Genomic DNA, 12,493 nt, shown 5'->3' on the forward strand with positions numbered 1-12,493 from the left:
CGACAAGCCTCCGCCAGTCAATCCCAGCAAGCCAAAGCCCAGGTTCTCTCTCGACCAGCTGGAGCTCATCTATGTGTGATTTTCCCGGGACAGCCCTGCCACAAGGGGAGAGGGGAAGAGCAGTGCTCACCCAGGACGTCTCCGGTCGCTTTTCCGCTTCGTGAACCGCACGCTCTGGCCGTCCGGCATCCGCGTCGCCACAAACCCTGCGGCGAGGCAGGCTTCGCGCTGCGGCATCTGGATGTCGGGGCTGCGCAGGCTGTCCCACCACGAGGCACGATGCGCCGCGCGCGGCAGGGCCGCGCCGATGATCTCCTCGATCTGCTCATAGCTCAGCACGAATTCCGTCTGCTTCTGCCGCATCAGGTAGTCGCGCAACGCGTCGTAGTCGTTCACCGTCGTCCCTCGTCCGATGCTCTGGTTTGCTCAAAACCGGGAGCTGCATAAACCGTTTCTTAACTCATTGCGACAGCGCCGTCCCGGCTTAAACACTACTCAAGCTTTCGGGCGCATCCACTAATGTCGGGAGCGAGCGATGCTGTCTGGATGGCGCGACGTCACGGCCCGCCGGCCATGGCGGATTTCGGCAAAACTGCTGATCATCTCGTCCGTGGTGACGGTGATCGGCTTTTCCGCCATTTGCGTCAACGTCATGCTGGACATGCGCCGCGGCGAGGAGGCGCTGGCGCGCCAGACCCTAGAGAACCTGGCAACGACCATCGAGTCCGACATCAGCCGCAACATCGAGATCTACGATTTGTCCCTGAAGGCGGTCGCCAGCAACATGCTGCTGCCCGAGATCGCCACGGTCTCGAAGCCGATCCGCCATCTCATCCTGTTCGATCATGCGACCACGGCGAGGCATTTCGGCGCCATCCAGGTGTTCGATGCCGACGGCAGGCTGACCATCGACGCCTCCACGCTCGATCCGCTTGCGGAGAACCGGAGCGACGAGGATTACTTCAAGGTGCACCGCGACAATCCCGGCGCCGGATTGTTCATCAGCCGCCCGATGCTGTTTCGCGGCGCCTATTCCATCGTGCTGAGCCGCCGCCTCAGCGACACCGACGGCGGCTTTCTTGGCGTCGTCGCCGGCTCGATCCGCTTCAGCTATTTCCACGAATTGTTCGAGCGGCTGAGCCTTGATCCCGCGGACACCATCACGGTGCTGAGGCGAGACCGCACCATCATGATGCGGCGGCCGTTCGACCTCGACATCATCGGCAAGAATCTGGCGACGGTCCAGACCTGGAAGCCGGACAATCTCCAGGCGGGCGGGTCCTATGCGGGCCGCGGGCCGGTGGACACAACACCGCGTCTGTACGTGCGCAGCAACGCCTCCGGCCCGCTGTTCGTCGTGGCCGGCAAGCCGCTGGCCGCCGTGTTCGAGCTGTGGCAGAAGGAAGCCTATCGCATCGGTGCAGTGGTGCTGGCACTCATCCTGTTCGTGCTGGCCTCGACCCTGGTGCTCGCCCGCGAGATTGGCCGGCGCGCCGAAGCCGAAAGCAAGCTCGAGGAGATGGCGACGACGGACGCCCTCACCGGCTTGCGCAACCGCCGCAAGTTCGACCAGGTGATCGACCTCGAATGGCGCCGCGCCATGCGTCAGAAGACACCCGTTGCGCTGTTGATGATCGATGCCGATCACTTCAAGGCTTACAACGATACGTTCGGCCACCAGGCCGGCGACCAGGTGCTGGTCGGCATCGCCATCTGCATCTCGGATTCGGTGCGCCGCGCCGGCGACTGCGCCGCGCGCTATGGCGGCGAGGAATTCGCGGTGCTGCTGCCGGACACCTCGGCCACCGACGCTTTCATGATCGCAGAGACGATCCGCGGCAAGGTGCAGGGCTGGTCCGACGACCAGGCGACATCGACCGTTTCCTGCGGCATCGCGAGTCTCGTTCCCACGGCAGACATCGACTGGCCGATCCTGGTCGCTGCCGCAGACAAGGCGCTCTATGCGGCGAAAGCCGGCGGCCGCAACCAGTCCGTGGTCGCAAGCTTGCCGAAGCTGTCGCTGGTGGCGTGAGGCGGCTACTCCAACGCCGTCATTGCGAGGAGCTCTTGCGACGAAGCAATCCAGGCTTTCTCCGCGGAAGCATTCCTGGATTGCTTCGCTTCGCTCGCAATGACGGTGGGAAACAGCCTCGCCCTACTGCCCCAGATACTTCTTCATTTCGGCGATCAGGCCCTCGCGCAGCTCCGGGCGCTTGAGGCCGTAGGCGATGTTGGCGCGGAGGAAGCCGGGCTTGGAGCCGCAATCGTGGCGCTCGCCCTCGAACTCGACGCCATAGAACTTTTGCGATTTGGCGAGACCGATCATGGCGTCGGTGAGCTGGATCTCGCCGCCGGCGCCGCGCTCCTGGGTCTGAAGGATCTTGAAGATTTCCGGCTGCAGGATGTAGCGGCCGGTGATCGACAGGTTGGAGGGCGCGGTGCCCTTCGCCGGCTTCTCGACCATGCCATCGACCTCGAACATCTTGCCGGTGCGTTTTCCGACGCCGCAGATGCCGTACTGATGTGTGAGATGGTCGGGCACCGCCTCCACCGCGATGACATTGGATTTCTCGCCAAGCGTGGCCGCGGTCTCGATCATCTGCTTCAGGCAGCCGGGCGAATTGAGCACGAGTTCGTCCGGCAGCACAACCGCGAACGGCTCATTGCCGACGATGTCGCGCGCGCACCAGACCGCGTGCCCGAGGCCGAGCGGCGCCTGCTGGCGGGTAAAGCTGACGGCGCCGGCTTCGGGCTGGTTCTGCGCCAGAACGTCCTGCTCGGTCTTCTTGCCGCGCGCCGCCAGCGTGGCGTCGAGCTCGAACATCCGGTCGAAATGATCTTCGATGACATTCTTGTTCCGGCCGGTGACGAAGATGAAATGCTCGATGCCGGCTTCCCTGGCCTCGTCATAGACGTACTGGATCAGCGGCTTGTCGACGATGGTCAGCATTTCCTTCGGCATCGCCTTGGTGGCGGGCAGGACGCGGGTGCCGAGGCCGGCGACGGGAAATACGGCTTTGCGGATTTTCATGGGATTGATCGAATACCTTGAGACGCGCGTGAAGATGCAATGACGGCTTGCTACCCGGTTTGCAGCCGGTAACAAAGGCGGATGTAGGGCCCCGCCCCCTTGAGTGAAAAAAGGGGGCCCACAAATTTCACCTTTGTTAAGCTATTGGCAACTGTAACAAGGCCTCCTGAAGGCGGATTTTTGGCCGGACGGGTGGGGACATGATGCAATCAGTGGCAGGGCTGGCAAAGTGCGCTGGATCTCTGACCGGCGCAACGATGGTTGCGGCCGCTCTGCTGCTACCTGTCTCCGCGCGCGCCCAGGCGCAGAACGGCCTGTCGAACCTGTTCGACGGTATTTTCTCCGGCGCGAACCCGGCGCCCTCGCAGCCTGCGCCCGGCGGCGCTCAACCTTGGAGCGGCGAGGACGGCGCGTCCGGCCATCCGCTGATGAGCGCATCGGCAATCCGCGAAGCCGCTTCCAATTTCAACAATTGCGTCGCTGCGATGTGGCCCGATGCCGCACGGCGCGGCATCACGCAGGAGAATTTTCAACGCTTCACCGCGGGGCTCACGCCCGACCTGCGCATCATGGACCTGATGGATTCGCAGCCGGAGTTCACCAAGTCGATCTGGGACTATCTCGACATCCTCGTGAACGACAACCGCCTCGCCAAGGGCCGCGAGGTCCTCGCCAAGTACAAGGCGCAGTTCGACGCCACTGAAAAGACCACCGGCGTCGATCGCACCATCATCGCCTCGATCTGGGGCATCGAATCCAACTACTCGACCCAGATGGGCGATCGCAGCGTGCTGCAATCGACTGCGACGCTGGCCTGCATCGGCCGCCGCCAGGCCTATTTCAAGGACGAATTCCTCTCCGGCCTGGAAATCCTCAACCGCGGTGATCTCAGGCCCGAACAGATGCGCGGCTCCTGGGCCGGCGCCTTCGGTCCGACCCAGTTCATGCCGACCGCGTTCAAGCGCTTTGCCGTGGACGGCGACGGCGACGGCCGGCGCGACGTGGTCGACAATCCGACCGACCTGATCGCATCCACCGCCAACAATCTGAAGAAGGACGGCTGGCAGAGCGGCCAGACCTGGGGCTACGAGGTCGTGGTGCCGCAGGGCTTCAATTACATGCTGGCCGATCGCGCCAAGGCGATGACGATCGCACAGTGGGAGAAGCTCGGGCTCAAACGCCCGGCCAACCAGCCCTTTCCGCAACCGGCGGAGAAAGCCTATCTGCTGGCGCCCGCCGGCGCGCAGGGACCGGGCTTCCTGATGCTGCAGAATTACCGCGTTATCATGAAGTACAATCCGGCCGAGGCCTATGCGCTGGCGATCGGCCATTTCGCCGACCGCCTGCGTGGCGGCCAGCCCTTCGTGCAGCCCTGGCCGCGCCAGGAACGGGAATTGTCCCGCACCGAGCGGCTGGAACTCCAGCAGCTGCTGGCCCAGCGCGGCTTCTACAAGGGCACCCCGGACGGCCAGTTCGGCGGCCAGACCCGCGAGGCCTTGCGCAATTTCCAGGCCTCGATCGGGGTGCCGGCGGACGGATTTGCCTCCTCGGACGCGCTGGAACGGCTGCGGGGACGGTAAAATCGCGCCGAAAGTAACCCTGAACAGGGATTTTGCCCGCCGGCCTTGACGGGGACCGCTGATCCCCGTGTATGGCCTAGAGAGACCATAAGAAAATCCGCGAGAGAATCTGCCCGTTTGCGGCCGGATTCCGTTATTATATTGAACCCGTTCCGATCCCCTTGCGCGTGCCCGAAATCGCATGTCGAAGCATAAGTCCCTGTTCAAGGCGCTGACCGAGACCGGCCCGTTGATCGCGCTGGGGACGGCGCTTGCGATCCTGGTGTCGGTCGCGGGGCCCGCCTCGGCGCAATTTTTCAACTTCCCCGGCTTCGGCGGCCCGCCGCAGCGCGCGGCCCCGCCACCACCACGGGGCGGCGGAGGCGGCGGCGGATGGTTCGGCGGCGATTTCTTTGCGCCGTTCCAGCAGCAACAGCCGCAAGCGCCGCGCCAGGATTTTTCGCGCGCGCCGGCACCTAGCAAACGCGACACGATTCCCGACAAGAACGTGCTGGTGATCGGCGACGGCATGGCCGACTGGCTCGCCTACGGCCTGGAAGACGCCTACACCGAGCAGCCCGACATGGGCGTGATCCGCAAGCACAAGACCACGTCCGGCCTGATCAAGTACCAACCGCGCGGCGAGCCCTCGGACTGGGCGGCCGCGGCGAAGGGTATTCTCGAGACCGAAAAACCGGACGTCATCGTCGTCATGCTCGGCCTCAACGACCGCATCGCGATCCGCGAGGCCGCGCCCGAGAAATCCGACAAGCCCGCGGACAAGGACAAGAAGAACGACAAGGGCGCACGCGCCAAGCCGCAAGGAAAAGGTGACGCAAAGCCAGGCGACGCCAAGCCCAACGCCGACGCCGCTGCGAAGCCGGACGACAAGCCGGTCGATACCGACCTGCCGCAGGATGACGCCGACAATGCCGATACACCGCCGATCGCAACGCCCGAGAAGACCGCGCGCAACCCGAACGGTCTCTACGAATTCCGCGACGACCGCTGGGTCGAACTCTACGGCAAGAAGATCGAGGAGCTGACCAACGTTCTCAAGAGCAAGGGCGTGCCGGTACTCTGGGTCGGCCTGCCCGCGATCCGCGGACCCAAGGGCACGGCCGACATGCTGTTCCTGGATTCGCTCTATCGCGAGGGCGCGGCCAAGGCCGGCATCACCTATGTCGATGTCTGGGACGGCTTTGTCGACGAGGCCGGCCGCTTCCTCCAGAAGGGCCCGGACTTCGAGGGCCAGATCCGCCAGCTCCGCAGCTATGACGGCGTCTATTTCACCAAGCCCGGCGCCCGCAAGCTCGCCCACTATGTCGAGCGCGAGATCACCCGCCTGCTTGCGGGACGCTCAGGCCCGATCGCGCTGCCGAGCGAGCCGGCGACGCCCGACACCAGCGCCGAGCCGGGCAAGCCCGCGCCGCGGCCGCTGGCCGGCCCGATCGTGCCGCTGGTTGCGGCCTCGATCTCGACCGATCAATTGCTGGGTGGACCGGGCTCGCGTCCCGCCCCCGTCGATGCCCTCGCTGCGAAGACGCTGGTCAAGGGCGAGCCGCTGGCAGCGCCTGCGGGCCGCGCCGACGACTATGCCTGGCCGCGCCGCGAAGTCGGACGCGAGCAGGCCAAGGGCGATACGCCGATGGCCGCGACAACACCTGACGGCGGTGCGCCGGGTGCGGCCGCAGCGATCACGCCGCCAAAACCTGCGCCGAAGAAGCCGCCGGTGCAGCAGCAGCCGGCGCAGGCAACCCCGTCAATGCGTGATTTCTTCGGCTTCGGCTTCGGCTCTCCGCCGCCACGTCAATTGGCACCGCCGCGCAATCCGAATCCCAACCCCGCGATCCCGCGTCCGCCGGGCAACGTCGGGCGGGCGGCGGAAGTGTTCCGGTAGTCGCCTCTCCGTCTTGAGATGTCATTCGGAGGCGCGCCCCGGAATGACGTGCCTGGCCTCAGCCGTAATAGCGCCAGCGCGGCGGCGGGCGACGGGCGGGGCGTGACATCAGCAGGGCAAGTGCGAAGCCGATGCCGCCGGCGACCAGCAGCGCGCCGAGCGGGTTATTCTGCACCTTCTGCGCGATCGTTTGCGTGCCGTCGCGGAACGTGTCCTGGCCTGCTTCATAGGCGTCTTTGGCGTAGCTCGCGGCGGTGTCCGTGGCATCGCGCGCCGCATCTTTCGCCTGACCGTACAGGTTCTGCACGGTGCCGGCGGCCTCGCGCGCCTTGCCTGACGCCTGCGTCTTCGCATCTCCCGCCATCTCGCCCACGGTGCCTTCCACGCCGCCCGCCATTTCCTTTGCTGATCCGATGATCCGATCCGCGTCCATGATAATCCTCCTCGGTAATCAGCCGAAGTAACCGATCAAAAGCAACGCGGTTCCTTGCATTTGCCTACAGAATGAGCCCGCCATCGACGACGAGGGTCTGGCCGATGATGTAGGAGGACAGCGGCGACGCCAGGAACAGCGCCGCGCCCGCCATGTCGGCCGGCGTGCCCAATCGTCGCAGCGGAATGCGCGACAGCGCGTCTTCGAGCCGCTTGGGATTGTCGGTCGTCACCTTCGTCATCTTGGTGTCGACGAGGCCGGGCGCGATGCCGTTGACGCGGATGCCGTCCTCGGACCAGGCCTCACCCAATGTCCGCGTCAATCCGACCGCACCGGTCTTCGATGCGTTGTAGGCGGGATTGCCCATGGTGGAACGATAGGCGGCGGTCGAGGACACCATGATCAGCGCGCCCTTTGCATCCCGCAGCATGGAATGAAACCGCGTCGCGCAGGCCATCAGGCTCATCAGATTGACCTCGACCACCTTGCGGAAACCGCTCATCTCGAATTCGCCGCGCCGGTACAGCACCGCGCCTTGCGCGAGCACGAGCACGTCGAGCCGGTCGAAGGACGGCTCGAACGCTTCGATCGCACCGGCGTTGCTGACGTCGAGCTGCGCATAAGCGAGACCTGTGAGGTCAGACCCTTCTTGCTGAGAATATTCCTTGGCGTGAGCGCGCGTACCGCAAACAGCAACTTGCGCGCCCCTGGTCCGAAAGGCCTGCGCGATGCCGTTGCCGATGCCGCTGGAACCGCCGACCACCAGCACCTGCTTGCCTGAGAAATCGAGCTCGTTCGCCATCGCGGTCTCCTTTTGATTTTGCTTGTTTGACCTCTCTGCGTATCGAGGCCAGCCTTGTCAATCGCCGGCAGCGTCGTTCCTTGCCGGTGCGATGATCCCCGTCGACGGCGGCCTGACGGCGCGCAACGCGTGAGAGGCATGCCGTCGGGGCGTTGACACGGCCGCGCGCGGGAGTAGCTTTTTTACCAGCAGAGCGGGCCAACCGCTCGCGGTTCGCGGAGAAACGCCATGACGATCGCCATCCGGCAGCTTCAGAAATATTTTGTCGGCGAGGTTTCCGGCCTCGACCTGCGCAAGCCTCTCACCGAGAGCGAAGCGCACGAGGTCGAGGCCGCCATGGACAGATATGCGGTGCTCGTGTTCCACGACCAGGACATCACCGACGATCAGCAGATGGCCTTCGCGTTCAATTTCGGCCAGCGCGAGGACGCGCGCGGCGGCACCGTGACCAAGGAAAAGGACTACCGGCTCAATACCGGCCTCAACGACGTTTCCAACCTCGGCAAGGACGGCAAGCCGCTGGCCAAGGACAGCCGCGCGCATCTGTTCAATCTCGGCAATTGCCTGTGGCACTCCGACAGCTCGTTTCGATCCCGGCAAAATTCTCGCTGCTGTCGGCGCGCGTGGTGAACCCCAAGGGCGGCAACACCGAGTTCGCCGACATGCGCGCGGCCTATGACGCGCTGGACGAGGAGACCAAGACGGAAATCGAGGACCTCGTCTGCGAGCATTCGCTGATGTATTCGCGCGGCTCGCTCGGCTTCACGGAGTATACCGACGACGAAAAGGAGATGTTCAAGCCGGTGCTGCAACGCCTGGTGCGCACCCACCCCGTGCATCGCCGCAAGTCGCTGTATCTCTCATCGCATGCCGGCAAGGCCGTCGGCATGAGCGTGCCGGAGGGCCGGCTGCTGCTGCGCGACCTCAACGAGCACGCGACGCAAGCCGAGTTCGTCCACGCCCACAAATGGAAGCTGCATGATCTCGTGATGTGGGACAACCGCCAGACCATGCACCGCGTCCGCCGCTACGACCAGTCGCAGCCCCGCGACATGCGCCGCGCCACGGTGGCGGGAACGGAGCCGACGGTGCAGCAGCAGGCGGCGGAGTAGGCACGGCTGTCGTCGGCGAAGCCGGCAAATGCGCGGTGGCTTTAATTTCTCACGTCGTCCTGGACCAGCGAGCGAAGCGAGCGCCGATCCGGAACCCATTACCACAGGACACAGTTTGGCGACGGCTGGTGGTCACCAGCCTGCCTCAACAACTGCTCCCTGGGGTAATGGGTCCTGGCTTTCGCCAGGACGACAGAACAAGCTACGCGTGCCCCGCCTCGTTGGAGAGCATGCCGGGATCGATGCCGATCTTGTGCAGGGCGCGGGCATATTTGTCGTCGACGTCGTCGCCGAAGATCAGATCCGCATCCGCGTCGCAATGCAGCCAGCCATTGCTCTGGATCTCGGTCTCGAGCTGGCCCGGCGCCCAGCCGGCATAGCCGAGCGCAAGGATGGCGTGCTTCGGGCCGGAGCCCTTGGCGATGGCCCGCAAGATGTCGACGGTCGCGGTGAGGCAGACGCCGTCGTCGATCCTGAGCGTTGCATTCTCGATGTAGAAGTCGCTGGAGTGCAGCACGAAGCCGCGCCCCGTATCGACCGGACCGCCGCGCAGCACCTTCATGCTTTCGGCGTTCTCCGGTAGCTTGATGTGCTCGCCCTTCTTGATGATACCGAGCTGCATCAGGAGCTCGGGAAAATCGATGCTGCCGGCCGGGTGGTTGACGATGATGCCCATCGCGCCTTCAGCCGAATGGGCGCAGAGATAGATCACCGAACGCTCGAAACGGGCATCACCCATCACCGGCATCGCGATCAGAAGCCGGCCGTCGAGATACCCGGCGGAATTCGGCGGCGTGGAGCCCCTGCTCCGGGTGCTGTCGCCAGTCCTTTTACCTGCGGGAGCCATCGCTGAAGCACTCCGGTTTCAATTCCCATCCTGATGTCGGGCTCCGCCGCTGTCAAATCAAGGCTTGCAGGGAGCTGATTCAAGTGCATCCATCACAAGCAATTCAATGGTTTGCCCTGGGGCGCCCCTGTAAAGACGTGCCATGTTCTCCATAGTTCCCATGCGTGCGGCGATTGGCGTCGCAACAACCCTGCTCGCAACGTCGCTGGCGATGACCGCCCGGGCCGGCGACGCTTCGCCCTGGCAACGCGACGGTCATTCCGCAGTGCGGTTGCTGGCGGGCTCGCGCAGCGGCGCGGTCCTGCTCGGCGGCATCGCCTTCCAGCTCCAGCCGGGATGGAAGACCTACTGGCGCACGCCCGGCGATTCCGGCGTTCCGCCGCGGTTCGACTTCTCGAAGTCGGACAATGTCGAGGCGGTGACAGTGATGTGGCCGGCGCCGCTGAAATTCGACGACGGCGCAGGCGGTCACTCCATCGGCTATCACAACCAGATCGTGCTGCCGCTGCGCATCGTCGCCAAGGCGGCCGACAAGCCGGTGACATTGCGCGCCGAGATCAACTACGCGGTGTGCGAAAAACTCTGCATTCCCGTCGAGGCCAGCGTCGAGCTTGGCTTCAACAGCGTCGCTTCGACCGAGGACGCCAATCTGCGTGCAGCGCTCGATACCGTGCCCAAGCCCGCCAATATCGGCGATCCCAATCCGCTGACCATCCGTGACGTCAAGCGCGACGGCGCCAAAAAGGTGGTGGTCGACGTGGTCGCTCCGGATAGCCGCAATGTCAATCTGTTCGTGGAAGGACCGACGCTCGACTGGTCGCTGCCGATCCCCACGCTGGACGAGCACAGCCCGCCCGGCGTCAAGCGCTTCACCTTCGAGCTCGATGGACTGCCGCCGGGCGCTAAGCCTGACGGCGCCGCGCTGAAGTTCACGCTGGTCGGGCCAGAAAAGTCGTACGAGTTCAATACGAATTTGGAGTGATCCCGAGCTGTCGTCCCGGACAAGCGCGCCTCAAGCGCGCGCAGATGCGGGACCCAGCCACAGGAAGTGGTTTGGCGAAGACTCGTGGTTGCGAGCTCGCGCAATCATTGCTCCCTGGGGGTATGGGTCCCGGATCTGCGCTCTGCTGCGGACAACGCTACGCGTTGCCAGGAGCTACGCTTGTCCGAGACGACACCGCGGATGGGACGCCCGCCCAACCGAATCTTAACGAATGGTTGCTAGTTCCGAAGGTTGCCGCTGCATGCGGGACGCCTTGGGGATTTTCGACGTGGCCGTGATGGATGCAGAACCCGCAACGACCACACAGGCCGGGCTCATCGCGCGGCTGCGCGGAAAATTGACGGGCGGGTCCAGCGAAGCGTCGCTGACGCGGCGGCTGGCCGGCACCATCTTCATCATCCGTGTGATCAGCGCAGGCCTTGCTTATGTCTCGCAAGTTCTGCTCGCGCGCTGGATGGGCACCTCCGACTACGGCGTCTACGTCTATGTCTGGACCTGGGTGCTGCTGCTCGGCAGCATGATGGATTTTGGCATTTCGGCCTCCGCGCAAAAGATCATTCCGGACTACCGCATCGCGGGCGAGCATGCGCTGCTGCGCGGCTTTCTTTCCGGCAGCCGTTGGCTGACCTTTGCCGCGTCCTTGCTGGTGTCGCTGGGGCTCGCCGGCCTCGTCAAACTGCTCGCGCCATGGATCGATCCCGCCGAAGAGCTGCCGCTCTATATCGGCTGCATGACGCTGCCTGCCTTCGTCGTCGCCAACACCCAGGACGGCATCGCGCGCTCGCACGACTGGATGCAGCTCGGATTGATGCCGCAATTCATCATCCGCCAGGCGCTGATCATCGGCATCACGGCCGGCGCATTCCTGCTCGGCTACCATCTCGGTGCGGTCGCCGCGATGGTCGCGAGCGCCGGCGCAGTGTGGATCGCGATGACCGGACAGATGGTCGTGCTGAACCGCAGGCTCGCCGGCCACATCGAGCCAGGTCCCAGGACCTATGACGTCAGGGGCTGGCTCGCCGTCTCGCTGCCAATCCTGCTGGTCGAGAGCTTCTACCTACTGTTGTCCTACACCGACGTGCTGGTGCTTCAGCAGTTTCGCCCCTCCGGCGAGGTCGGCGTCTACTTCGCCGTGGTCAAGACGCTGGCGCTGGTCTCCTTCATCCACTACGCGATGTCGGCAACGACCGCGCACCGCTTCGCCGAATACAACGCAGCTGGCGACAAGGCGCGGCTGTCGGCCTATGTGGCGCACGCCATCAACTGGACGTTCTGGCCGTCGCTGGCCGCAACCCTGGTGCTGCTCGCGCTCGGCAAGCCGCTGCTCCGGCTGTTCGGGCCGCAATTCACGGTCGGCTACGACATCATGTTCGTCGCCGCGATCGGGCTGGTGGTGCGCGCTGCGATCGGCCCGGTCGAGCGCCTGCTCAACATGTTAGGTGAGCAGAGGATCTGCGCCCTGGCCTACGGGCTGGCATTCGTGATGAATCTGCTGCTCTGCATCGCGCTGGTGCCGCGCTTCGGCGGCCATGGCGCCGCAGCCGCGACTTCGATCTCGCTCAGCTTCGAGACGGTGCTGCTGTTCTGGATCGTGCGGCAGCGGCTGGGCCTGCACGTGCTGGCGTTTGGAAGGTAGCCGGGCCTCTCCGTCCTATCCCTTGCCGCCCCTTGCCGTCCCCCACGGAAGATACGTTCCGCCGGAAGCTGGCGAATAGGGCAAATCGTCTGCCAATTAGCCGATATAGGCAGGATTTCTCTTATTCCGTCGAAGCAGTTGCCTACCAGGGAAAGTTTATTCTACGTCGT

The 12,493-nt window shown here is 64.5% G+C and carries 10 protein-coding genes and 1 pseudogene; 6 read left to right on the forward strand and 5 right to left on the reverse strand.

Translation table 11 applies throughout. The features are described 5' to 3' along the window. Positions 1–126: 126 nt before the first annotated feature. Positions 127–396 carry a hypothetical protein gene (locus tag IVA82_RS44870; RefSeq protein ID WP_187435799.1) on the reverse strand — a complete coding sequence of 90 codons (270 nt, stop codon included), beginning with the start codon at positions 394–396 and terminating at the stop codon, positions 127–129. Between the two features lie 139 nt (positions 397–535). On the opposite strand from IVA82_RS44870, the gene IVA82_RS44875 reads away from it, so the two are divergent. Further along, entirely contained in the window at positions 536–2,032 is a 1,497-nt protein-coding gene (locus IVA82_RS44875) for a diguanylate cyclase (RefSeq protein ID WP_247388098.1), read from the forward strand. A 123-nt stretch (positions 2,033–2,155) separates the two neighbouring features. On the opposite strand, the gene IVA82_RS44880 is transcribed toward IVA82_RS44875, so the two are convergent. Next, entirely contained in the window at positions 2,156–3,031 is an 876-nt protein-coding gene (locus IVA82_RS44880) for a UTP--glucose-1-phosphate uridylyltransferase (RefSeq protein WP_247388099.1), read from the reverse strand. A gap of 200 nt (positions 3,032–3,231) precedes the next feature. Between IVA82_RS44880 and IVA82_RS44885 the strand changes: the two genes are divergently transcribed. Both IVA82_RS44885 and IVA82_RS44890 read left to right on the forward strand, forming a co-directional pair. Further along, positions 3,232–4,611 carry a lytic murein transglycosylase gene (locus IVA82_RS44885; protein ID WP_247388101.1) on the forward strand — a complete coding sequence of 460 codons (1,380 nt, stop codon included), beginning with the start codon at positions 3,232–3,234 and terminating at the stop codon, positions 4,609–4,611. Between the two features lie 181 nt (positions 4,612–4,792). Next, a complete protein-coding gene (locus tag IVA82_RS44890) occupies positions 4,793–6,490 on the forward strand; it encodes an SGNH family hydrolase (RefSeq protein WP_247388102.1) in 1,698 nt (565 codons plus the stop codon). Positions 6,491–6,548: 58 nt separating this feature from the next. Here IVA82_RS44890 and IVA82_RS44895 read toward each other — a convergent pair whose 3' ends face one another. Then, positions 6,549–6,923 (reverse strand): CsbD family protein, encoded by a 375-nt coding sequence (locus IVA82_RS44895; RefSeq protein ID WP_247388104.1) that lies wholly within the window; start codon positions 6,921–6,923, stop codon positions 6,549–6,551. 64 nt (positions 6,924–6,987) lie between these two features. Further along, a complete protein-coding gene (locus tag IVA82_RS44900; RefSeq protein WP_247388105.1) occupies positions 6,988–7,725 on the reverse strand; it encodes an SDR family oxidoreductase in 738 nt (245 codons plus the stop codon). Positions 7,726–7,953: 228 nt separating this feature from the next. Here IVA82_RS44900 and IVA82_RS44905 point away from each other — a divergent pair. After that, positions 7,954–8,837 (forward strand): annotated as a pseudogene (locus tag IVA82_RS44905) (TauD/TfdA family dioxygenase). A 202-nt stretch (positions 8,838–9,039) separates the two neighbouring features. On the opposite strand, the gene IVA82_RS44910 reads toward IVA82_RS44905, so the two are convergent. Then, complete coding sequence (locus tag IVA82_RS44910) at positions 9,040–9,684, reverse strand: YqgE/AlgH family protein (RefSeq protein ID WP_148739013.1); 645 nt, start codon at positions 9,682–9,684, stop codon at positions 9,040–9,042. 142 nt (positions 9,685–9,826) lie between these two features. Between IVA82_RS44910 and IVA82_RS44915 the strand changes: the two genes are divergently transcribed. Both IVA82_RS44915 and IVA82_RS44920 read left to right on the forward strand, forming a co-directional pair. Next, positions 9,827–10,666, forward strand: a complete 840-nt coding sequence (locus tag IVA82_RS44915; protein ID WP_247388106.1) for a protein-disulfide reductase DsbD domain-containing protein — start codon at positions 9,827–9,829, stop codon at positions 10,664–10,666. Positions 10,667–10,964: 298 nt separating this feature from the next. Continuing rightward, positions 10,965–12,323 carry an oligosaccharide flippase family protein gene (locus tag IVA82_RS44920; protein ID WP_247388175.1) on the forward strand — a complete coding sequence of 453 codons (1,359 nt, stop codon included), beginning with the start codon at positions 10,965–10,967 and terminating at the stop codon, positions 12,321–12,323. The last annotated feature ends 170 nt before the right edge of the window (positions 12,324–12,493 follow it).

It is taken from the genome of Bradyrhizobium sp. 142, assembly GCF_023074015.1.
Classification (GTDB): Bacteria; Pseudomonadota; Alphaproteobacteria; order Rhizobiales; family Xanthobacteraceae; genus Bradyrhizobium.